This is a genomic window from Methylobacillus glycogenes JCM 2850 (assembly GCF_000617925.1).
Lineage (GTDB): Bacteria > Pseudomonadota > Gammaproteobacteria > Burkholderiales > Methylophilaceae > Methylobacillus > Methylobacillus glycogenes.
The window spans coordinates 23,347-44,788 of the sequence record NZ_BAMT01000013.1 but is presented as its reverse complement, the minus strand read 5'-3'; the positions used below and the strand labels follow the sequence as shown (position 1 = coordinate 44,788).

20 protein-coding genes and 4 pseudogenes are annotated in these 21,442 nt (G+C 53.1%); 14 read left to right on the top strand and 10 right to left on the bottom strand.

Annotated elements, in window-relative coordinates:
- Positions 1–18 precede the first annotated feature (18 nt).
- Genes JCM2850_RS13985 through JCM2850_RS24335 form a run of 3 tightly spaced genes read right to left on the bottom strand, consistent with a single transcriptional unit; the run spans position 19 to position 4,367 of the window.
- The gene (locus JCM2850_RS13985; protein ID WP_025872631.1) at positions 19–3,132 is read right to left on the bottom strand and encodes an efflux RND transporter permease subunit; all 3,114 of its coding nucleotides are present in this window, start codon (positions 3,130–3,132) and stop codon (positions 19–21) included.
- Positions 3,133–3,144: 12 nt separating this feature from the next.
- The gene (locus tag JCM2850_RS19560) at positions 3,145–4,068 is read right to left on the bottom strand and encodes an efflux RND transporter periplasmic adaptor subunit (RefSeq protein ID WP_439645874.1); all 924 of its coding nucleotides are present in this window, start codon (positions 4,066–4,068) and stop codon (positions 3,145–3,147) included.
- Positions 4,053–4,367: a hypothetical protein gene (locus JCM2850_RS24335; protein ID WP_439645873.1), complete on the bottom strand. Its 315-nt coding sequence runs from the start codon at positions 4,365–4,367 to the stop codon at positions 4,053–4,055. Before JCM2850_RS24335 ends, JCM2850_RS19560 begins: the two co-directional genes overlap by 16 nt.
- 118 nt (positions 4,368–4,485) lie before the next feature.
- On the opposite strand from JCM2850_RS24335, the gene JCM2850_RS13975 reads away from it, so the two are divergent.
- Together JCM2850_RS13975 and JCM2850_RS13970 are read left to right on the top strand one after the other, a co-directional pair.
- Complete coding sequence (locus JCM2850_RS13975; protein ID WP_025872629.1) at positions 4,486–5,112, top strand: TetR family transcriptional regulator; 627 nt, start codon at positions 4,486–4,488, stop codon at positions 5,110–5,112.
- 76 nt (positions 5,113–5,188) lie between these two features.
- Positions 5,189–5,518 carry a hypothetical protein gene (locus JCM2850_RS13970; protein ID WP_025872628.1) on the top strand — a complete coding sequence of 110 codons (330 nt, stop codon included), beginning with the start codon at positions 5,189–5,191 and terminating at the stop codon, positions 5,516–5,518.
- 122 nt (positions 5,519–5,640) lie between these two features.
- Here the strand turns inward: JCM2850_RS13970 and rimO are convergent.
- Positions 5,641–6,965 (bottom strand): annotated as a pseudogene (rimO, locus tag JCM2850_RS19555) (30S ribosomal protein S12 methylthiotransferase RimO).
- A gap of 60 nt (positions 6,966–7,025) precedes the next feature.
- Positions 7,026–7,834: pseudogene (locus JCM2850_RS19550) on the bottom strand (ZIP family metal transporter).
- Between the two features lie 267 nt (positions 7,835–8,101).
- Between JCM2850_RS19550 and JCM2850_RS13955 the strand changes: the two are divergent.
- The 4 genes from JCM2850_RS13955 to JCM2850_RS13940 all read left to right on the top strand — a co-directional run bounded on the left by JCM2850_RS13955 (position 8,102) and on the right by JCM2850_RS13940 (position 12,156).
- The gene (locus tag JCM2850_RS13955) at positions 8,102–8,323 is read left to right on the top strand and encodes a hypothetical protein (protein WP_025872626.1); all 222 of its coding nucleotides are present in this window, start codon (positions 8,102–8,104) and stop codon (positions 8,321–8,323) included.
- Positions 8,324–8,463: 140 nt separating this feature from the next.
- Positions 8,464–9,114, top strand: coding sequence for a PEP-CTERM sorting domain-containing protein (locus JCM2850_RS13950; protein ID WP_025872624.1), 651 nt, complete (start codon positions 8,464–8,466; stop codon positions 9,112–9,114).
- 126 nt (positions 9,115–9,240) lie between these two features.
- The gene (locus JCM2850_RS13945; RefSeq protein ID WP_234406279.1) at positions 9,241–9,831 is read left to right on the top strand and encodes a PEP-CTERM sorting domain-containing protein; all 591 of its coding nucleotides are present in this window, start codon (positions 9,241–9,243) and stop codon (positions 9,829–9,831) included.
- Between the two features lie 132 nt (positions 9,832–9,963).
- Positions 9,964–12,156: a TonB-dependent receptor domain-containing protein gene (locus JCM2850_RS13940; protein ID WP_051525435.1), complete on the top strand. Its 2,193-nt coding sequence runs from the start codon at positions 9,964–9,966 to the stop codon at positions 12,154–12,156.
- A 48-nt stretch (positions 12,157–12,204) separates the two neighbouring features.
- Here the strand turns inward: JCM2850_RS13940 and JCM2850_RS23050 are convergent, their stop codons facing one another.
- A complete protein-coding gene (locus tag JCM2850_RS23050; protein ID WP_234406278.1) occupies positions 12,205–12,354 on the bottom strand; it encodes a hypothetical protein in 150 nt (49 codons plus the stop codon).
- On the opposite strand from JCM2850_RS23050, the gene JCM2850_RS19545 reads away from it, so the two are divergent.
- From JCM2850_RS19545 to JCM2850_RS13915, 7 genes and pseudogenes are all read left to right on the top strand, one after another.
- Positions 12,343–13,236 carry a hemin-degrading factor gene (locus tag JCM2850_RS19545; protein WP_234406277.1) on the top strand — a complete coding sequence of 298 codons (894 nt, stop codon included), beginning with the start codon at positions 12,343–12,345 and terminating at the stop codon, positions 13,234–13,236. The genes JCM2850_RS23050 and JCM2850_RS19545 overlap by 12 nt on opposite strands.
- 9 nt (positions 13,237–13,245) lie before the next feature.
- Complete coding sequence (locus JCM2850_RS20645; RefSeq protein WP_051525431.1) at positions 13,246–13,491, top strand: TroA family protein; 246 nt, start codon at positions 13,246–13,248, stop codon at positions 13,489–13,491.
- A complete protein-coding gene (locus JCM2850_RS19540) occupies positions 13,443–14,081 on the top strand; it encodes a heme/hemin ABC transporter substrate-binding protein (RefSeq protein ID WP_081775088.1) in 639 nt (212 codons plus the stop codon). Before JCM2850_RS20645 ends, JCM2850_RS19540 begins: the two co-directional genes overlap by 49 nt.
- A 26-nt stretch (positions 14,082–14,107) precedes the next feature.
- Positions 14,108–15,208 (top strand): FecCD family ABC transporter permease, encoded by a 1,101-nt coding sequence (locus JCM2850_RS13925; protein WP_025872618.1) that lies wholly within the window; start codon positions 14,108–14,110, stop codon positions 15,206–15,208.
- 68 nt (positions 15,209–15,276) lie between these two features.
- Positions 15,277–15,453, top strand: a pseudogene (locus JCM2850_RS23540) (ATP-binding cassette domain-containing protein); the annotation flags it as partial.
- Positions 15,453–16,004, top strand: a complete 552-nt coding sequence (locus JCM2850_RS23535; protein ID WP_051525428.1) for an ATP-binding cassette domain-containing protein — start codon at positions 15,453–15,455, stop codon at positions 16,002–16,004. The pseudogene JCM2850_RS23540 and the gene JCM2850_RS23535, both read left to right, overlap by 1 nt.
- Positions 16,005–16,039: 35 nt before the next feature.
- The gene (locus JCM2850_RS13915) at positions 16,040–16,402 is read left to right on the top strand and encodes a VOC family protein (protein WP_025872616.1); all 363 of its coding nucleotides are present in this window, start codon (positions 16,040–16,042) and stop codon (positions 16,400–16,402) included.
- On the opposite strand, the gene JCM2850_RS23035 is transcribed toward JCM2850_RS13915, so the two are convergent.
- The 4 genes and pseudogenes from JCM2850_RS23035 to rluD form a co-directional block, all read right to left on the bottom strand.
- Positions 16,399–17,946 (bottom strand): TIGR03915 family putative DNA repair protein, encoded by a 1,548-nt coding sequence (locus tag JCM2850_RS23035; protein WP_234406276.1) that lies wholly within the window; start codon positions 17,944–17,946, stop codon positions 16,399–16,401. The two genes, JCM2850_RS13915 and JCM2850_RS23035, sit on opposite strands and share 4 nt — an antisense overlap.
- Positions 17,947–18,024: 78 nt before the next feature.
- Positions 18,025–18,516, bottom strand: a complete 492-nt coding sequence (locus tag JCM2850_RS23030; protein ID WP_234406275.1) for a radical SAM protein — start codon at positions 18,514–18,516, stop codon at positions 18,025–18,027.
- 127 nt (positions 18,517–18,643) lie between these two features.
- Positions 18,644–19,362: pseudogene (gene pgeF, locus JCM2850_RS19525) on the bottom strand (peptidoglycan editing factor PgeF).
- A gap of 39 nt (positions 19,363–19,401) precedes the next feature.
- Complete coding sequence (gene rluD / locus JCM2850_RS19520) at positions 19,402–20,391, bottom strand: 23S rRNA pseudouridine(1911/1915/1917) synthase RluD (protein ID WP_081775087.1); 990 nt, start codon at positions 20,389–20,391, stop codon at positions 19,402–19,404.
- A gap of 188 nt (positions 20,392–20,579) precedes the next feature.
- Here rluD and JCM2850_RS13890 point away from each other — a divergent pair, with 188 nt between their 5' ends.
- On the top strand, positions 20,580–21,389 hold the full coding sequence (locus JCM2850_RS13890) for an outer membrane protein assembly factor BamD (RefSeq protein ID WP_025872612.1): 810 nt from the start codon (positions 20,580–20,582) through the stop codon (positions 21,387–21,389).
- Positions 21,390–21,442 lie beyond the last annotated feature (53 nt).

Here is a 21,442-nt window from a genome sequence, read left to right as displayed (position 1 = left end):
TTAAATTGAGACGCGACATTATATTGTCTCCTTCTTGTCATCGTGATGCGTACGGCTGCTGGTATTGCCAGACAACCAGGTGAAGAACATAGGGATAAAGATGGTGGCCACAAAAGTAGCCAGCAACATACCGCCAAACACCCCAGTCCCCATGGAACGGCGCGCAGCGGCACCCGCACCAGTTGCAATCACCAACGGCACGATACCTAGCACAAAGGCCATGGAAGTCATGACGATAGGACGGAAGCGCAAGCGCGCAGCCTCAATCGCAGCTTCTTTTAGTGACAGGCCTTCTTCCAGTTTCTGGCTGGCAAACTCCACAATCAGAATGGCATTTTTTGCCGCCAGGCCAACCAGGGTGACCAAGCCAATCTGGAAGTAGATGTCATTAGGCATACCGCGGAACATCACCGCCAGCAAAGCACCTACCAGCGCAAACGGTACGGCCATGATCACAGCCAAAGGCAAGGCCCAGGTTTCAAACTGCGCCGCCAGGATCAAGAACACCATAATGATGGCGAAACTGAAGGCAAAGATCGCAGCCGAACCTGTCAGCTTTTCCTGATAGGCCTGACCTGTCCATGCCAATTGATAACCATCTGGCAGGCTTTCCTTGGCGGCCTGCTCAATCAACCTGATCGCATCGCCAGAACTCACGCCATAGGCACCGCCACCCAGCACTTTGGCTGACAGCAGACCTTGGTAACGTTCAAGCTGCTCAGCACCAATAATGTTGCTGACCTTGCTGACTGCAGACATAGGCACCATGCCGCCCGCTGCGGAACGTACATAAACACGGCCCAGATCTTCAGGCTTCATGCGGAATGCAGGTTCTGCCTGCAACTGCACACGGTAAGTACGACCCATGCGGTTGAAGTCATTCACATACAGCGTACCCATGGTGCTTTGCAGCGTGGCATAGATATCCGAGATAGGCACACCCAGCGACAAGGCCTTGGCCTCGTCCACCTCAATCAACAACTGTGGCACGGTAGGACGGAAGAAGGTGTTGATACCGGCCAGACGTGGCTCCTTACGCAAAGTATCCATGAAGTTATTTACTACCTCGGACAAATGCAAGGGGTCAGTGTCAGTGCGGCTCTGGATATACATTTCCATGCTACCCGAGCTACCCAAACCGCGAATCGCTGGCGGATTAAAGGCAATCGCCATACCATCAGGCTGACTCATGCCTATGCCGAACAGACGCTTGACAATGTCATCCGCTGTCGCGGTACGTGCATCCCAATCCTTCATACGCACGAACATGGTCGCCGCACTGGCCTTGTTACCGCCGCCTATCAAATCAAAACCATTGATGACGAATTGCGTAGCCACTGCAGGGTCTTGTGATATTGCCTGGCGCACGTTCTCCATGGTCTTGCTGGTGCGGCTCAGCGTAGAACCGTCCGGCATGATCACGGCCGTCACCACATAGCCCTGATCTTCAGGAGGTACAAAGCTGCCAGGCACCACACGGAACAAATACGCTCCTGCCGCGATGATGCCCACAAACACTACAGCACCAATAATGCGATGACGCAGGGTCAAGCCCACGGTAGAGGTATAGAAGTTGGTCAGCTTGTCGAAACCACGGTTGAATGGCTTGAAGAAGCGTGACTCACCATGCACGTGCTTAAGCAAGATGGCACAGAGCGCAGGCGTCAGCGTCAAAGCCACGATACCGGAGATCACCACCGCCACCGCCACGGTCACCGCGAACTGGCGATAGAGCTCACCGGCGATACCGCCCATGAACGCCACCGGAATGAACACCGCACACAGCACCAGCACAATCGCTACAACGGCACTGGATACCTGCTCCATGGACTTGATCGCGGCATGCAACGGCGAGAGCTTTTCCTGAGTCATCAAGCGCTCTACGTTCTCCAGCACCACGATGGCATCATCAACGACGATACCAATCGCCAATACCATGGCAAACAAAGTCAGGGTATTGATGGAGAAACCGAATATCCACAGACCAGCAAAAGTACCAATCAAGGAGATAGGCACGGCGATGATAGGAATCAAGGTAGCGCGCCAGCTTTGCAGGAATAGGAATACCACCAGCACCACCAGCACCATGGCTTCTGCCAGGGTATGTACTACTTCTTCAATAGACGCCTTGACGAAGTCACTGGTGTCGTAAGGAATACGGTAGTCCATATCCTCGGGGAAGCGCTGCTTGAGTTCTTCCATCTTGGCCTTGATGGCCTCGGCAGTATCCAGCGCGTTGGCACCTGTCTGCAGGAACACAGGAATACCTACGCCAGGCTGACCATCCAGCGTGGTGCGGATATTGTAGTTCTGCGCACCCAGTTCAATACGTGCCACATCCTTCAAATACAGCACACCACGTGGGCCATTGGCCTTGACGATGATATTGGCAAACTGCTCAGGCTCAACCAGTCTACCCTTGGCAGTCACGGTGTAGACGATCTGTTGATCATCTGGCGCCGGGTCCTGACCTATCTTACCTGCAGCATATTGCGCATTCTGCGCCGCAATAGCAGCAGCAATCTCACTGGTTGAAACACCCAATTGTGCCATGCGGTCCGGACGCAGCCAGATACGCATGGAGTAATCCTGGGTACCAAACACGGTGACGTCGCCCACGCCCTTCACGCGCTTGAGCTCATCCAACACATTCAGCGTTGCATAATTGCTCAGGTACAAGGGGTCATAGGTCTTTTTCGGCGAAACCAGCATCAATGCCATCAGGATGTCATTGGAGCGCTTTTGCACAATCAAGCCTGTGCGACGTACATCATCAGGCAGGCGTGGCAAGGCAATATTGACGCGATTGCTGACGTTGAAGGTTGCCTGGTCAACATCAGTGCCAGTTTCAAAGGTGGCAGTGATGGTCAAAGTGCCACTGGAGTCGGCACTGGACTGGTAATACAGCAGCCCTTCAACACCACTCAGCTGCTCTTCAATCGGCGCTGCTACTGTCTTGGCCAGGGTTTCAGCACTGGCACCAGGGTAAGTTGCCGTTACCATTACGGTAGGCGGCGCAATTTGCGGATACTGCGCAATCGGCAGCTGGAATGCGGCCGCAAGGCCAGCAAGCACAATAATGATCGAAACTACCGATGCAAATATTGGCCGGGTAATGAAAAATCTAGTCATCTTGACTCCTGCTTAAGCTGGCTTGCCGCTAGCGTTGGATTCTGGCTTGCCAGTTTCGCCTTGAGGCTGTGCACCTTGAGGATTAGCACCCTGCTCTGCTGGAGCATGAGGCTGCAATGGCGCGCCTGGGCGAATCTTGATCAGATTATCCACCACCACTTTTTCGCCTGCATTCAAGCCCTTGAGGATGACCCAATTGCTGCCAGACCAATTGCCTGTCACCACTGGACGCACACTCGCCTGGTTTTGCTCATTGACCACGTAAACAAAACGGCCCTGCTGCGAGTTTTGCACTGCCACTTGCGGCACCAGGAATACGCCATCCTGCTCACCCACGGTGACTTTGGCGCGCACAAACTGACCTGGCACCAATTGCTTGTCAGCATTGGTAAAGGTCGCACGCAGTTGCTGCGTGCCTAATGTCGGGTCAATCTGACTGGCAGCAAAATTGAGCTTGCCGGTCTCGTTGTATTCCTTGCCATCAGGTAAGGATAAAGTGATTTTCTTGACATTCTTTTCGCTAAGGCGGCCGCCGACTTTTTCCAGTTCATTATCGGAAAGACTGAAACGCACCCAGATGGGTGAAAGCTGAACCACGGTAGTCAACAGACTATCGTTGGCAGCCACCAAAGTACCCTCGGAATACTGGAAGCGCCCGGAAACACCGCTCACAGGCGCTGTCACCTTGGTATAGGAAAGATTCAGCTCGGCCTCACGCACGCTGGCATCCGCCTGCAGCAAGGCGGCCTTGGCCACATCATTGTCAGAAGTGGCATTGTCATACTCGCGTTGGCTAATGGACTTGGACTCCAACAAGCCCTTGAGACGGTCAGCCTCACGCTGGGTCTGGGCAATCTTGGCCTGAGACTGGGCTTGCTGCGCCTTGGCTTGAGCCAAAGCAATCTGATAAGGCACAGGGTCTATCTGGAACAGCACTTGGCCTTCCTTGACGGAAGAGCTTCTTCATAAAGACGCTTGAGCAGAATACCGCCCACGCGTGGACGTATCTCTACCTCACGCGCACCTTCGGTTTGCGCTACAGACTCAACACTCACAGGGACTGATGTCGGTTCCAGGGTGAGTACAGTCACAGGCATTGCCTGTCCGCCACCTTGCGGTGCCGCCTGCTGCTCACCCTTGCTACAGGAGATTAGCGTCAACGCTGCCGTTAAGGCGAGTACGATTTTTTTGCTGGACCCAAGTCCATCCTTATTGCCACGAGCTTGATTAATCACGCGCACTCCCATAGTTAACTCCATGTCTTATAAACAAAATACTTGCTTACATTCAATATCGAATGTATATTATATACAAACATGATTGTATGTAAACAGCTTTTTCAAGGGCAAGCCCATGGCAAGAAAGACTAAAGAGGACGCCGCCATCACGCGGCAACGTATTATTGACGCAGCCCGCGAGGTGTTTGCAGCAAGAGGCGTTAGCCGTACCTCAATAGAACATATAGCCTCGCACGCAGAAGTCACACGCGGTGCGGTGTACTGGCACTTCAAAAACAAAATTGAGCTTTTTTACGCGATGCGTGATCAGGCATTTCTGCCATTTATTGATCACATTGATGCCGCCGCCCTGAATGAAGAGTCTGAAGACCCCCTCTCCACCATAGAGCAGTTTTTCGAGAATACTATTCAAACCCTCAACCACGATGCTGCAATCCGTGAGATCTACGAGATCATGATGGTGAAATGCGAATATGTGGATGAATTTACAGCAGTATTACAACAAATAGTGACGAATTGTCACTACTTCATAGAAAAACTTCAGTTGCTTTACGAGCGTGCGCAGCAAAAAGGCCAGCTGAACATTGGCCTAGATCCAGTTGCGCTGGCGCTTGATAGTCATTTGTTCTTCTCCGGCTTGCTACATATGTGGGTCAAGGACAGTCGCGCTGAAGGGTTCCGCCAACAAGCCAACACCTTGATCCGTCAGCATATAGGCCTGCGCAAACGCGCGATTCCATAGGCAAAATCCGACTCAAGAGCCTTGTCAGCTTTGCCTCATAACGATATGATTGTTATGAATTAGCGAAAGGCAAATCTTGGATATTCTCACTGGCGAAATTTATGGCAAGCAAACAGGCAGCAAGTTTGTCATGTATAACGTCCTCAAGGTGGGCAAACAAGCCATTACCTTGCAGAATATCGACAACCCTCTCAGCCTGTTTGAAACCACTCCGCTAAAGCTGCAGTCCTCGGGTTATGTGCGCATCAGCCAGACGCCATACATCAATACTGAAGCTTCGGGAAAAAAACGCAAAGTGGTAAAAAAGCCCACTCGCTGCCCCTACACCATGGATTTTCTCGAAGAGCGTGCAGATTCTCAGCGTCCCACGCCCATCATGCCCGACCTTTTCAGCACCCAGGAATAAAAACGGCGCCTTTAGGCGCCGTTTTCTTAACTGCTCTCAGATGTCCAGGGCGCAGATTAAAAATCGATATCCCTAGACACTTCAAGATTTCCTATATATCAAAGATGCTCTATATATCAGCATTAGTCGCGCTGAGGCGGTGCGGCCCAGAGATCATGCCCATCTGAATCCACAATTTGTGCTTCAACCAGATCACCTGGCTGCAAACCTTCCCCGCCAGCCAAATACACCACGCCATCAATTTCTGGCGCATCAGCTGCGGTACGGCCTATGCTTCATCGCCATTCACTTCATCAATCAGCACAGTCTCTATACGGCCTATCTTGCGCTTCTGTTTCTCGGCACTGATGGCTTCCTGCACTTCCATAAAGCGCGCCAGTCTTTCCTGCTTGAGTGATTCAGGTACGTGATTGTCCAACTGATTGGCGGCTGCGCCATCGACGGCGGAATAGGCAAAAGCGCCCACACGGTCCAGCTGCGCTTCCTGCAGGAAATCCAACAGATGTTCAAAATCATCATCCGTCTCACCAGGGAAGCCGACGATAAAGGTGCTGCGTATGGTGATGTCCGGGCAGATATCGCGCCAGGCTTTAACCCTGGCCAGATTATTCTCGCTATTTGCAGGACGCTTCATGGCTTTGAGAATGCGCGGGCTGGAATGCTGGAATGGCACATCCAGATAGGGAAGGATCAAACCATCCGCCATCAAGGGGATGATCTCGTCCACATGCGGGTATGGATAGACGTAATGCATACGCACCCAGACCCCCAGGTCACCCAATGCCGTAGCCAGCTCAGTCATGCGCGTCTTGAGCGGACGTCCATTCCAGAAACCTGTGCGGTATTTGACATCAACCCCGTAAGCACTGGTGTCTTGCGAAATCACCAACAATTCAGATACCCCGGCATTGACCAGGTTTTCTGCCTCTTTCATGACTTCACCGACAGGACGGCTAACCAGATCACCACGCATGGAAGGAATAATGCAGAAACTGCACCTGTGGTTACAGCCTTCAGATATTTTCAGGTAAGCATAGTGCTGTGGCGTCAGGCGCACACCTTGGGGTGGCACTAGATCGGTGTAAGGGTCATGCAGCTTGGGCAGATTGGCATGCACTGCCGTCATGACTTCTTCCAGCGCATGCGGCCCTGTGACCGCCAAAACACCGGGGTGAGCAGCCTTGACCACATCACTCTTGGCACCCAAACAGCCAGTGACTATCACCTTGCCATTTTCAGCCAGGGCCTCGCCTATGGCGTCAAGTGACTCTTCAACCGCACTATCAATAAACCCACAGGTATTGACGACCACCAGATCAGCATCATCATAGCTACCCGATATGGCGTAGCCCTCAGCGCGAAGCTGGGTCAGGATACGCTCAGAATCTGAAGCTGCCTTGGGGCAGCCCAATGAAACAAAACCAACTTTTGGAGTTTGCAAGCTCATCTCTCTTTAAATGCAAAACCCTGCCAAAGCAGGAAAAATTTAAACAACACTTAGTACTGCTTAGCCCGCGTGTAGCAAAACACCCGTCAGCCAAATACTGCCAATGCCCAATGCAATCAGACTAGCCTGCTGTACCGTGGCCTTGAGCTCGGTACGTCTGTGCAAGCCAGGAATCAAGTCCGCCACCGCAACGTAAATCATGCTGGCCGCCGCCAAGCCCAGAATACTGGGAATCCAGCTCTGTACAGATTGCAGGGCAAAATATGCCGCCACCCCGCCAACCAGTGTGGCCATGCTGGAAAACAGGTTAAACAACAGCGCATGGCGTTTGCTATAGCCTGAATGCAGCAAGATAAGAAAATCACCTACTTCCTGGGGAATCTCGTGGGCAATGATGGCCACTGCAGTCACCATGCCCAGTTTGGCATCCACCATGAAGGCGGCAGCAATCAGCACCCCATCAACAAAGTTATGGAAAGTGTCACCTATCATGATCATCAGGCCGCTGCGACCATGATCATGGGTATTCCCATGACCATGACTGTGGCCGTGCGCATGTTGATCATGACCCGTGGCATGCACCTCGCACTCATCACCATGGCAGTGCCGCCAAAGTACTAGTTTTTCCAGCACAAAGAACAACAATATGCCCAGCAAGATGGTGGCAGACATGGTTTCCACGCTGCTGGCTATTTCAAAGGCATGCGGCAGAATTTCCAGGAAAACCGCCCCCAGCAAAGCCCCAATCGCATAGCTGATCAGCATGGGCACCCAAGAAGCTTTGGCATTGAAGCAAAGAAGGCCGCAAAAAGCACACTCAATGCCCCACCTGCGAGGCTGACCAAAATAATCATTAGCAATATGGACATAAGCGCGAATTATACGGGATCAGCGTTGATTTACTGCGCAAGCCAAAAGCTTTTTTTCCATGATGCATACATGGGTTTAATTACATGTTCATCTTGCAGTGTTTTTCGCCTAAACCACCGCCCTACAAGTAAATCCTGCAGATATAAAGATTTGCTCCAGCTCATAAATGCAAATAAAAATAATTACATGTCACCATTGCACTACCCAATGATAATTGTTATCATTTGCCTTAATGTTGTGATTAATGATTAATGTGACCTTAATTTATGCTTCCAGCTAAAGCCCCTGTTAAAACCTGCTTGATCAACTTGCTCGATGAGCTGATCGCACATGATGGTTTTGGTAGCTTAAAAGTGGATATTCGCTTATTACGGCGCGGGCAAAAAGAAATCATCATAGATTGCGGCAAGCAATACCGCTTTGTGGTGGATTTCCAGCCGGCACATGCTGAGACCGAGAACACTGACACATCGCAAGCAGTTATTTGAACTGTATTTTGGCGATGCCCGTTCATAGGGCATTGACCATTGAATGCTCGACGGTGTGGGTCCGTGAGCTTAAATGTTGAAACGAGTGTTATCACCTTCAAGAGGAAGGGAAATTTAACACTCCCTTGAAAGAATCCATTATGAAAATTTCAGCTTTAGCTCTTATCGCAGGTGTTGCCTTCAGCTCTTCCGCATTTGCTACTCAAGCCGTTTGGGATACTGCCACTCCTTGGGGTTCTAGCACCCTTTCCCAATACGCAGAGTGGAATGTTTTTGGCGGCACCTCTGATTCCACTCCTGATGTAGGTCTGTCTGCTGGTACTACTGCCAGCGTTACCGAGACCTCTGGCGCATCTTTCGTCACCAGCGGTGGCAACATCTACAGCTTCGCATTGCCTCTGAACATCACTGCAACCCTGAGCGGCACAACAGGTGGCCTGTTTGATGTTTACCTGCGTATCGGCACTGTAGGTTCTATTGCCAGCACCAGCGCAACCCTGAATGGTGTCGGTGCGACATCCGTGATTCAACTCAGCCAGTCCCAAGGCGACTTTGGCGGCTTCGGTGAATCCTTCGAGCAGGAAGCCTATTGGTTGTGGAGCAACGTGTCCGGCGCTAGCCTCTACACCTTCAACTTCAAAGGCACCTCCTCCAGCCTGAGCCTGGATCAACTGGCACTGGCTACCGTAGCAGTTGCAGCAGTTCCAGAACCAAGCACTTCCGGCATGCTCGGTTTGGGCCTGGGCGTACTCGCTTTCGCAGGCCGTCGTGCCCGCAAGCAAAACGCTTAATCTAAAAACAATATAGATAGCGTCAAAAATGGCTGGCTCCGCTCATGGCGGGCCAGCCACTCTTCCTTATATCGGGGTATTACCATCATGACTTTAAACACGCAATTAGCTGCTATTGTATTCGCAGTGGGCAGTAGTTTCGCCACATCTGCATTTGCTACCAGCAACGTTTGGGATTCCACTACACCGTGGAATGAATCCTTGGTAGCGCAATATGCTGCCTGGGATAATTTCGCTTCCGCCACTCACAACGCCACGCCTGAGTTTGGCGCAGGTGCCACGCTGACTGAAACCAGCACCTTGGCCTCGCTGATAGGTTCCAAGAATATTTACAACGCGCTTGGCACCAGTAACTTCATTGCCACCCTGTTAGGCACCAGCACTGGTAGTTTCGATGTCTACCTCAGGGCTGCCACCACAGGCACCCTGCTCAACACATCTGCAACCCTTAATGGTGTTGCCGCCACACTGGTGGAAACCTATGTTGCAAATGGTCGTGGCGCAGAGCAGGAAGTCTATTGGAAGTGGAGTGATGTCACTTCTGCCGGTATCTATGTTTTCAATTTCAAGGCCAATGAAAGCCATTTAAGCCTAGACCAGCTGGCAATTGCCGTCGTGAGCGCCGTGCCTGAGCCAAGCAGCTATGCCATGCTCGCTCTGGGGCTGGGAGTACTGGGTGCAGCTAGCCGACGTAAAAACGCTGGCAAGACTGCCTAAACCCCTCCAACGGATGGCTCTGTGTATGACCATCCGTTTTATTACTGAAATCCTCTGAAATTAATGCATCTCTTCACCCGTATAAGCCTAGTTCTACTGTATGTAACCGCTACCTCGCTACATGGCGAAGCGGTGCTTGCTGAGGAAAGTCCCTCCGCAGCAGCCCAGACGCCTCCTGTCAGCACCACACTGCCTGAAGTCAGCGTCAAGGCGAATCGGGAAAAAGAAACAGGCATCAATCCTACGCAGTCTATTACCACCATTTCCAGCCAGGAACTACAGCGATTGCAACCCAGCAACATTTTTGATGCTGTGCGTTCCGTGCCAGGCGTTTCCATCAGTGGCGGCCCCCGCCCCAGTGGCATGACCTTTAGTATTCGTGGATATTCCGATAGTGAAGATGTCATGGTCAAGGTCGACGGCGTGCCCAAGGGTTTTGAGAAATACCGTATGGGTGGCACTTTCATTGAACCTGAACTACTGAAAAGCATAGAAGTACAGCGCGGCCCGCAGATTTCCAGTGGCTCAGGCTCTTTGGGTGGCACCATCATTGCCACGACCAAGAATGCGGCGGACCTGCTGCAGCCAGGCCAGCGTTACGGTGCCAAAGTCAAGTTTGGCTATGGCAACAATAACGATGAATATTCCCGCTCCTACATGGTCTATGGGCGACCCGATGACAGGCTGGATATTCTCTATAACTACTCGAATCGCCAATCAAAAGACATGGAATTGGGTAATGGCACAATATTGGAAAGCTCTGCGGTTGCCTCGGTTTCGAAGCTGTTGAAATTCAGCGTTTTCCCAACAGACAGCCTGGAATTTGTTACCTCGCTGGTGTCCTTCGACGACAAGGGTTTGCAACCCTATGATGCCACTGGAGGGCAGCCAGGCACTTTCGGCAATGTCGTGCGCGCCATCGACGATCAGACATGGTCAGAGACCATTTATTTTCGTCCGGACACGCGGTTTATTGATCTCAAGGTTGCCTTTGGCGGCGGTCATACCAAGTTACAAGACACCATGGCACCAGGCATGTCCTCCCTGAACGGCCCAGAGAGGAATTGCGATGGCCTGATATGGAGGCCTAACCCCAGCTTGACCAGAAACTGTCATGGCAACCTGAATGACTATTACACCTACAAAACCAGGTCAATGGATATCACCAACACCTCCCACTTTGTTAATGGACCTTGGTTCAAGTTCTCTACTCTGTTTGGGTACCAGTACAACGAAAACAAGCGGGACATTGAGCGCTTCTACGACAACCAGACTTACGTAATGCAGACGGCACTGTACCCCAACGGCTTCAATGCCTCGGCTCCGCCTGGCAGCAAATCGTTTCATGCCTTTTATGTGCAACCGCGTTTCGAATTTGGTCAATTCAGCATGATGCCTGGCTATCGTGTTGATGAGTATTTGGTGGAAGCTGATGGCGGCACCCTGGGCCTGCTTGCTCCTTACAAACAAGCCAACAAGATATTGTTCACCCGTGATTCCCTTAGCCTGGGGCTGGCATATGAAGTATTACCGAGAAACAACCCTGAAAAACTGACGCTCTACAGTAATTACGGCCAGGGTTTCCGGCCACCACTGATTGACGAATACTTTACTCAAGGCCCATTCAGCAGGTGCTTGCGAACATCAGTAAACATTCCCGGAATTACCATGGTGAATGGCCAAGCCTCGGGCATATGCGGAGATTTATACAAACCGCAAACCTCTGCCTCAGCCGAAATCGGGGTTAGCTACCTGAATCCCAATCTGTGGAATACTGGTACTTTCCTCTCGGGCAAGCTCAACCTTTTTCATATCGACACCGAGAATCTTTTGCTTTCATTGCGTGAAAACGCTGATGGCAGCATCACCCAGGACGGTTATGAAAAGCGTAATGGCGTGGAATTCGAAACTTTCCTGCAATATAAAGCCTTTTACCTCAGGAGCGCTTATTCGCGCACCTCGGGCAAGTTATTTGATGGCTCGAGTTTCGTGCCGCTGTATACCGTTCCCGGTAATGCACTTAACCTCAATTTTGGCACCCAATTGAGTGAGCAAGTTGAGGTAAACCTGACCTATCGTAAAGTCTGGGATCGCAATGTCATCATCGGTGGTGGCGGGATCAGCAGTCCGCTTGTCTTCGGCACCCAGGATGGTTACCAGATATGGAATGCCAATCTGCGTTGGCAACCCAGCAAGCACCTGGCCTTCAGGGTGGTGGGGGAGAATCTACGCAATGAAGAATACAGGCTGGACAGCGCCATGGGCGGGCTAGGAATATTTGCCCAGGGCCGCAATATCAAATTTTTTGTAGAGTTAACGTATTAAAACGTACACATTAATCTAGTTAATTAGACCATCAGGAGTGACCATGAATCAGCTCGCGACCACAGAACAGCAATACCAGCTTTCCATCACGCCAAAAAAGAACAAAAACTGCGTAACCGTGAAGCCGCGCAGGCCATAGGGATCAGCGAAGGCCAGGCCATCGCCAATGCCATAGGCCACGAAGCCGTGCGCCTGCAAGGCCCGTTCCACGAGATCATTGCCGATGTGCCCCTGCTGGGCCGTGTCATGGCCTTGACCCGCAACGAAAGCACCGTGCATGAAAAGATAGGCACTTACGAGAACATTTCCTACGACCACGTAGGCTTGGTGGTTGGGCCAGATATCGACCTGCGCATTTTCTATTCGCAATGGAAGCATGGCTATGCCGTCAGTGAAGAATCCGAGAAAGGCACGCAACGCAGCCTGCAGTTCTATGACGCCACTGGCACTGCCATTCACAAGATACACCTCAAGGATTTCAGCAATGTAGAAGGCTGGCATACCCTGGTGGAAAAATACCGCAGCGCAGACCAGACCCCAGGCCAGGAAGTTGAGGCTGCCAAGCCCGCCCCTGCCGTTAAGCCTGATAGCGAAGTAGATGCCGCAGGCTTTGCGGCTGCCTGGTTGGCAATGAAGGACACGCATGATTTCTTTATTTTGCTGCGCAAGTTTGGCCTGGCACGTACCCAGGCTTTGCGTCTGGCACCAGAAAACCATGCCTACAAGGTAGACAACACCGCAACAACCAAAATGCTGGAAGCGGCTGCCGCCGATGGCACCAGCATCATGTGTTTCGTTGGCAACCCTGGCAATATCCAGATCCACACCGGGCCTATTCAAAACGTTAAAGCCATGGGCCCCTGGATCAATGTGCTGGATGAAGGCTTCAATCTGCATTTGCGTACTGACTTGATTGCCGAAACCTGGGTAGTGAAGAAGCCCACCGAAGATGGCATTGTCACCTCGCTGGAAGTGTTTGATGCCCAGGGCGAGATCATGGCGCAGTTCTTTGGCGCACGTAAGCCGGGCAAACCCGAGCTGGAAGCCTGGCGTGCCATTGTGGCGCAATTGCCAGCTTAAGGGGAGCGTATGAACTCACGTACCCTGCTGCTGGCGCTTGCCCTCATGGGCAGCAGCCAGCTTGCGCTTGCGGCTGAGAAACTGCTGACCGTGGGTGGCGCTGTCACCGAGATCGTCTTTGCACTGGGCAAAGGCGATGAAGTGATTGCCAATGACATCACCAGTGTTTACCCCGAGGCAGCGTTCAAGCTGCCCAAAGTGGTTATATGCGTACCTTGTCTGCTGAAGGCCTGGTTTCTACTGGTGCGACGCTGATCGTGGCCGAAGCCGGTGCTGGCCCACGCAATGTAATTGAGCAGGTGCGCAATGCTGGGATCAAGGTCTTGCAACTGCCTGAAGCCAGCCATACTCCACAGCAGGTTGCCGCAGATATCCGCACCATAGGCAAGCAGCTCAATGCGGCCAGCACCGAGCCATTGGCCAAGCAATTTGAGCAGGACTGGAAAGACGCAGCCGCCAAGCTGGATAAACTCAAGGGCAAACCACGTGTGTTGTTTGTGATGAACAACTCTGGCCGTGGCGCGCAAGCGGCAGGCGATGAAACCGCTGCGGCGGCAGTAATTACGCTGGTACATGGCGAGAATGTCATGGCGGGTTTATACAAAGGCTATAGGCCATTGACAGCAGAAGCCCTGGTGGCAGCAGCGCCGGATGTCATCATCACCACACGTGAAGGGCTGGAGGCCAGCGGCGGCCTGCAAGCCTTCCTCAAGACGCCGGGCCTGGGCATGACCCCCGCAGGCAAACAAGGACGCATAGTCAGCATGGATACCCAATACATCATAGGCTTTACCCCGCGCCTGCCTGGCGCCATGCTTGAGCTGGGTCAGGCGATACGCAAGTAATGAGCTTTTAATATGAACTTGGCGATATGAGTTTGGCTACCCCTATGCCCCTGGCGCAACCCAAAGTACGCAGCCTGCAACTGCGTGGCCGAATTTTGCTGGGCCTGAGCCTGGTGCTGCTGATCATTGTGGTGCTGGCCGCTGGCATAGGCGCAGTCGCGATTGCACCCCTGGATGTATTAAAGCTGCTGCTCAGTCCGCCGCACACTGATGCCTGGCTTGCTATTCCGCAAGAGCAAATGCAACAGGCCATGGTGTTATGGAATATCCGCCTGCCGCGGCTGGCGCTGGGGGTGTTGGCTGGCATGGCACTGGCGGTGTCTGGTGCCACCATGCAGGCCTTGCTGCGCAATCCTCTGGCAGAACCCAGCCTGGTGGGGGTCTCTGGTGGTGCCGCCTTGTTTGCCGCCTATGCCATCGTACTCGGCGGTAGCTGGATGACGGCGCTACAGGGCTATATCGGTGAATTCGCTCTGCCTATCTTTGCCTTTGCAGGTAGTTTGGCCGCCACGATATTGATCTTCAGCATTTCCACGCGCCAGGGCCGCACATCCATTGCCCTGATGCTGCTGACTGGCATCGCCATCAGCTCCTTATGCGGGGCCTTGATCGGCCTCATGACCTTTATTGCCAATGATCTGCAGATGCGCTCGCTCAACTTCTGGTCGCTAGGCAGCCTGGGAGCCGCCACCTGGCCCATGGTCGCCATGGTGGCGTGCTTGAGCGGCGGCGCAGCGCTGGTTTTGCTGAAACAAGCCAGTGCGCTCAACACCCTTGCGCTGGGCGAAGTGCAAGCAAGCCTGCTGGGGGTTTCAGTGCGCAGGCTCAACCAAGTCACCATCACCGCCATTGCCCTGGCCGTAGGCTCGGTGGTGTCAGTGACTGGCATCATAGGTTTTATCGGCCTGGTCGCCCCGCATCTGGTCAGGCTGGCCATAGGTCCGGATCAACGTATCGTCATGCCAGCCTCGGCGCTGGTCGGCGCCATCCTGGTGCTGTTGTCTGATTTGTTGTCGCGCACCATCGCCGCCCCTACCGAAATTCCGGTTGGCATTATCACTGCCTTGTTGGGTGTGCCTTTCTTCCTGCTGTTGCTGTTCCATATGCGCCGCAAGATAGGCTTATAGGAGTTGCCATGCTAGAAGTCATCAACGCGGGCTTGAATCTATCGCATAAGACCTTGTTGCAGGATGTCAGCCTCAATGTTGCGCCTGGCGAATTACTCGCGGTGTGCGGGCCCAATGGCGCAGGCAAAAGCTCGCTGATGCGCTTGATCTCCGGTGAGCTCAAGCCCAGTACGGGTGATGTACGCTGGCATGGTCACTCCTTGGCTGAGTGGCCGCTGCTCAAACTGGCGCGTCAACGCGCCTGATGCAGCAGCGTGCCGAGGTCGGTTTCGACTATTCGGCGCTAGAAATTATCCTGCTGGGCCGTCATCCTCATCATCAGGGCGCCAGCAGACCGCAGGATATCCAGATTGCCCTGGCTGCCCTGCAAGAGGTCGATGCCGGCCATCTGGCAGAACAAATCTACACCACGCTTTCTGGTGGTGAACAAGCCAGGATACAAATGGCCAGAGTGCTGGCGCAGATCTGGGAAGCCAGTGCAGGCCCGCGCCTGTTATTGCTGGATGAACCCACCGCAGCGCTGGACCCACGCCAGCAGCATCGCATCCTGGAGATCGCACGGCGCTGGGCCAATAAGGGTGATGTGGCAGTCATCGCCATCGTGCATGACCTTAACCTGGCCGCGCAATATGCAGACCGGATAGCGCTGATGCGCGATGGCCGCTTGCAGGCTTTGGGTGATGTTGCCAGCATCATGACCCCTACAGCGGTGGAAGCCTGTTTTGATTTGCCCTGTATACTGCTCAGCCACCCCGATGGCGGCACGCCCATGATTGCGGCGCGTCGGCAACACTAAGCCTTGAATTCAAACCACTCACCAGCGGAGCTTGTATGAGCCTGAAAACCGTGGAAATCAAAACCTTTGTCCCGGCCAAGGATTTCGCCCTGTCACAACGCTTTTATCAGGATATAGGCTTTGAGAAACGCTCAGAGGGCGGCGGCGTAGCCTACTTCTGTGTGGAGCATTGTGCTTTTCTGCTGCAGGATTTCTACGTTAAGGAATACGCCGAGAACTTCATGATGCATCTGCAGGTGGAAGACGTAGCGGCCTGGCACGAGAAAATCACGCAATCCGGCATCACAGAAAACTATGGCAGCAAGATATCGCCGCTGGTAGATCAGGAATGGCGTATGCGCGATTTTGTCTTCAGCGACCCCAGCGGCGTGCTCTGGCGCATAGGTCAGAATATCTAATCACCCCCTGGCTTTAGATCGTCACCTGATCTCTTATAGGGTATCAATTTGCGCCTTGGCGCTTCCGGCGCTTTGGCCACCATCTCTGCGGTGCGCTGGCTGGCCGCCCCTATCAATTCACTAATCACTACTGCTTCAGGCAGGTTGCGCCAATAGCGCTTGGGCATTTCCGCCTGCATGGCTTTCACCTTGAGCCGCGCCGGGTTGAAGATATGCTGGTAATAGCTCAACCATAGACTCTCGGCCGCATCCGCCGCTGGCAAACCGCTTTTGCTGCCCCCCGCAGCACTGGCCAGTGCCTCACCATCCCAGTGCAGGGTTTTATATGGCGTCATGATGGTCCAGCGCATACGGCTGAAACGCTCATAGAAAAACTTGGCACTGGCATCGACAATATAATGCTCAGGCTCAAACCAAGCGACAAAGTAGCCGCTATCCTCCACCTCACGAAAGCGCACAAAAGCCTTCATCTTATGCATATCGCGGCGCACCGCTCTCTCCATATGCATCAACTTGATCACCTCCTGATCAAAGGCTATCCTCAGCAGGCCAGGTTCGTGCTGCAAGCGCCAGAGCATGCGGTACATACGGCCAAAGCGTTGCGCATCGTGATGCATAATGACGCTGCGGCACAGGCTGATAAATTGCGCTGGTACGCGAATTTCCTGTGCTGGCGTTGGGGTGATCGCTGCTGCTTCCTGCGTCGGCAAGCTGTGCTGCTCCAACAAACTGCCTTGGCCACAAGCAGCCAACAGGCTGGCCTGCTGCCCCACTTGCCATAAGGTGTCGTCAGGGTGCACACCCGCCAGTAACAGCTCACGCGCGGCCTGGCGCCAACCCTCGAAATCGGTCTCATGGGCAAGTTGCAGGATTTTCATGACATCCCCCCGCCTTGAGCAAACAAGTCCAGTTGCTGCTGCGGGCTTGCCAATAATTGCATGCGCAAATCCGTAGCTTCCAACATGGCCCCGCTGATGATCAGCCACCAGGATAAAAGGCAACATGCGCTTGATAGGCAAACGCATACGCGCCAGGTCATCAAGGCGAATACGGCGCCAGCGTCTGGCTTTCAGTATTTTCAGCACACTGGCAGGCCCCATGCCAGGCACGCGCAACAGCATTTCACGCTCGGCACGGTTGATATCCACCGGAAAACGCTGGCGGTTGGCCACGGCCCAGGCAGTTTTAGGATCCAGCTCCAAATCGAGCATGCTGTTATGGGCAGTGATTTCTTCAGCTTGATAGCCATAAAAGCGCAGCAGCCAATCGGCTTGGTAAAGCCTATGCTCGCGTACCAGCGGCGGCGCTTTCAATGGCAAGGCCTGGCTGCTATCGGGGATAGGGCTAAAGGCTGAGTAATAAACCCGGCGCAGGCGGTAACCTTGATACAGGCTACTGCTGGCCGCCAGTATGGTTCTGTCATCGCTATTATCCGCACCTATGATCATCTGCGTGCTCTGACCACCAGGTGAAAACCTCGCAGGCCGCTTGCCGCCATGACTACGGTCTTTGGCCGCTTCAATGCGGCTGCGCAGCCTGTCCATGGAAATGGCAATGCGCTGACCATCTTTCTCCGGGGCTAGCTGTTTCAGGCTGGCTGGTAGGTAGCTCTACATTGATGCTCAGCTATCGGCATATAAGCCTGCCTTGGCGAGTAGTTCATCGCTGGCATCAGGAATGGTTTTGAGATGGATATAGCCACGAAAATCATGCTCCTCCCGTAATACACGGGCAACCTCCACCACTTGCTCCATGGTGTAATCCGGGTTTTGGATAATGCCTGAACTGAGAAACAGACCTTCGATATAGTTGCGCTGATAAAAGCTCAAGGTCAGCTTTACTACCTCATCGACGCTAAAGCGTGCACGCTTGACGTTGCTGCTGGCTCGGTTAACGCAATAGACGCACTCATAGAGGCAGAAATTGGTGAGCAGGATCTTGAGCAGAGAGATGCAGCGGCCATCTGGCGCATAGCTATGGCAGATACCCATGCCTTCGGTAGAGCCTATGCCTGCGCCATCGCTGGAGTTACGCCGCTCGGTGCCGCTGGATGCGCAGGAGGCATCATATTTGGCAGCGTCGGCAAGGATTTCGAGTTTGGTTTTGAGGAGCATGATTTATTGTACATTCGTACAGTAAATCATGTCACTAATTTGATGGCCTACTCAGGCTATGTGTTACAGCGGTCGTTGAATCAGTTTCGAGCTGTTTGCAGACTTGTTTAGAGGAAAAAAGTAAGCTTTATTCCAGCCAGATCAGGCTGGCCATGCGCCCTGTGACCTGGTCACGGCGGAAAGAAAAGAAACGCTCGCTATCACTATAGGTACAAAACTCGCCGCCATAGACCTGGCTCACCCCTACGCTATCAAGACGCTGACGCGCGATGGCATAGATATCTCCCAGCCATTTATCAGCTAACTTAGCTGGGATAAACGCTTGTTCTGCACGGGCATCCCTGGCAATAAATGCCGCCCTCACCTCTGCCCCCACTTCAAAAGCTTGTGGGCCGATGGCTGGGCCAAGCCAAGCCAGGAGCTTACCTTGAGCCGACATGGCCTGCACCGTTGCTTCTATCACACCATCCAGCAGCTACGCCAGCCCGCATGCGCAGCAGCCACAACCGTACCCGCTTCATCACAAAGCAATACTGGCAGACAGTCTGCGGTCATTACCGCGCACACGGTGTTTCTATGTCGCGCAAACGCCGCATCGGCATCTGGCACACAGCTGGCCTGTGCCGCATCCACCACGGCGATGCCATGCACCTGATTGAGCCATACTGGTTCTGTCGGTACCCAGCGGTTGAGTTGTTGCCGATTGGCGGCAACCTCCATGGCAGCATCACCCACATGCATGCCCAAGTTAAGGCTGGCATAAGGCGGCTGGCTTTGCCCACCATGGCGTGTGGTCTGCAAGGCACGCACGTTGGCTGGCGCAGGCCAGTCCGGCATGATCATCATGTCGTACTGCAAAAGGCCAGGCTCTATGCTCATAGCGTGTTATTCCTCATCTTCTTCATCAAGCCAGTCGTCATCTTCATCATAATCATCGTCCTCGTCATATTCGTAGGCATGATCTTCGTTGTAAATCATGAAGTTCTCTGACTCTTCCGCTGGCATGGTCTCAACACGCATGGCTTCCAGCAGCACTTTCATATCGGCAGCCAGCTCCACTTGCCACTCCATGGCTACACCTGTAGCGGGATGCTTAAGCCCCAGACGGATAGCATGTAGCGCTTGGCGCTTGAAGTTGAGCAGCACTTCCTTGAGGTGTTCTGACATATGGCGCAGCGGCAGAATGCCGCGTATGCCATACACCGGGTCACCCACAATGGGTGCCTTAAGATGTTGCATATGCACGCGTATCTGGTGAGTGCGACCAGTTTCCAGCAGACAGCGCATATAGGTATGCACGCCAAATCTGTCCAGCACTTCATAATGCGTTACCGCAGGCTTGCCCATGCGATTGACCGCCATCTTGGTACGGGCGTGAGGATGACGGCCTATAGGCTGGTCTACCTTGCCATTACGCCAGACTTGGCCCCAGACGATGGTGCGATATTCGCGCTTGACCGTACGTGCCTGTAGCTGACGTACCAGATTGGTCTGGGCGGCCAGGGTTTTGGCCACCACCAACAGGCCGCTAGTGTCTTTATCCAGCCTGTGCACTATGCCTGCCCTGGGTACATCTTTGAGCTGCGGCGCGTGGTGCAGCAAGGCATTAAGCAAGGTGCCGCTCCAGTTGCCCGCGGCAGGATGTACCACCAGGCCTGCAGGTTTGTTGATGACCAGAATATGGTCATCTTCATACACCACATCCAGTGGAATATCTTCAGGCTCAAAAGCATGGGAGTCAGGTGCAGCCTGCGGCACGATTTGTACCTTTTCGCCGCCCCAGACCTTGAACTTGGAGGTGGTAGCCTCATCGGCAATGGTCACCAGACCATCCTTAATCCAGCCCTGAATGCGTGAGCGCGAGTGTTCCGGCATTAGGCGCTGCAGGGCTTGATCTAGCGCATGCCGCCCAGGTCTTGAGTAATTGTGAGGGTAATAGGGGTAGTGGTGTTGCTCATCGGTTATAATCGAAAATATTGCCCGCTGTACTGGGCATATAGCGCTTGGGACATAAAGCGCAGTGTGTTAATCGGCATCCACAACATTCATCATGGACTTTGTAAATGAAGCATAGTTTAGCGTTAATTGCAGCACTCTGGCTTACGGGCTGCGCCATTTTCGGTGCCCCTACCGAACTGGACGAAACAAAAGGTTGGCCGGTACAACGTATCTACGCTGCCGCAGAAGAAAACATGAACACCCGGGATTACGAAAAAGCCATCAAGTATTTCCAGATTCTGGAGTCACGCTATCCGCATGGTCGTTACGCTACCCAGTCCCAGCTTGAAGTCATTTACGCGCACTACAAAAAGAATGATCCGGCTTCCACCATGGCGGCGGCTGATCGTTTCATCAAACTGCACCCCAATCATCCCAACATTGATTACGCCTACTACATGAAGGGCCTGGCCACCTTCAATGAGCGTGGCATTGTGGAAAAACTGACCAAGCAACAGATCAGTGACCGTGACCCCAAATCCTTACGTGAATCCTTCCTGGCACTGAAGGAACTGGTCAACCGCTACCCCAACAGCCGTTACATCAAGGATGCCACCTTGCGTATGAGCTATCTGGTGAACTCCCTGGCAGAACATGAATTGCATGTGGCACGCTACTACATGAAACGTCAGGCCTATGTTGCTGCGGCCAATCGTAGCAAGTATGTGATGGAGTTCTACCCAGACACTCCGCATATGGAAGAAGCCCTGGCCATACTGATCAGCGCCTATGACGCCATGAAAATGGATGACCTGCGCGATGATGCCAAACGCGTGCTGGCCAAGAACTACCCTAACAGCCCACTGCTAGGCAAGAACGCACCTTCTGAGGAGCGTGTATGGTGGAAATTCTGGGAAAGCTTGTACGACCGCTAAATAACAATGACGGCACGGTACTCCTGCCGTCATTGATTAAAAAATGCCTTACA

Bases quoted from the DNA above. Each gene is read 5' to 3' on its own strand.
- JCM2850_RS20645 (WP_051525431.1), top strand. From the start codon at position 13,246: ATGAACTCACGTACCCTGCTGCTGGCGCTTGCCCTCATGGGCAGCAGC.
- JCM2850_RS23535 (WP_051525428.1), top strand. From the start codon at position 15,453: ATGCAGCAGCGTGCCGAGGTCGGTTTCGACTATTCGGCGCTAGAAATT.
- JCM2850_RS13955 (WP_025872626.1), top strand. From the start codon at position 8,102: ATGCTTCCAGCTAAAGCCCCTGTTAAAACCTGCTTGATCAACTTGCTC.
- JCM2850_RS23035 (WP_234406276.1), bottom strand. From the start codon at position 17,946: ATGGACAGGCTGCGCAGCCGCATTGAAGCGGCCAAAGACCGTAGTCAT.
- JCM2850_RS13975 (WP_025872629.1), top strand. From the start codon at position 4,486: ATGGCAAGAAAGACTAAAGAGGACGCCGCCATCACGCGGCAACGTATT.
- JCM2850_RS19540 (WP_081775088.1), top strand. From the start codon at position 13,443: ATGCGTACCTTGTCTGCTGAAGGCCTGGTTTCTACTGGTGCGACGCTG.
- JCM2850_RS13915 (WP_025872616.1), top strand. From the start codon at position 16,040: ATGAGCCTGAAAACCGTGGAAATCAAAACCTTTGTCCCGGCCAAGGAT.
- JCM2850_RS13985 (WP_025872631.1), bottom strand. From the start codon at position 3,132: ATGACTAGATTTTTCATTACCCGGCCAATATTTGCATCGGTAGTTTCG.
- JCM2850_RS23030 (WP_234406275.1), bottom strand. From the start codon at position 18,516: ATGCTCCTCAAAACCAAACTCGAAATCCTTGCCGACGCTGCCAAATAT.
- JCM2850_RS13950 (WP_025872624.1), top strand. From the start codon at position 8,464: ATGAAAATTTCAGCTTTAGCTCTTATCGCAGGTGTTGCCTTCAGCTCT.
- rluD (WP_081775087.1), bottom strand. From the start codon at position 20,391: ATGCCGGAACACTCGCGCTCACGCATTCAGGGCTGGATTAAGGATGGT.
- JCM2850_RS13925 (WP_025872618.1), top strand. From the start codon at position 14,108: ATGAGTTTGGCTACCCCTATGCCCCTGGCGCAACCCAAAGTACGCAGC.
- JCM2850_RS13890 (WP_025872612.1), top strand. From the start codon at position 20,580: ATGAAGCATAGTTTAGCGTTAATTGCAGCACTCTGGCTTACGGGCTGC.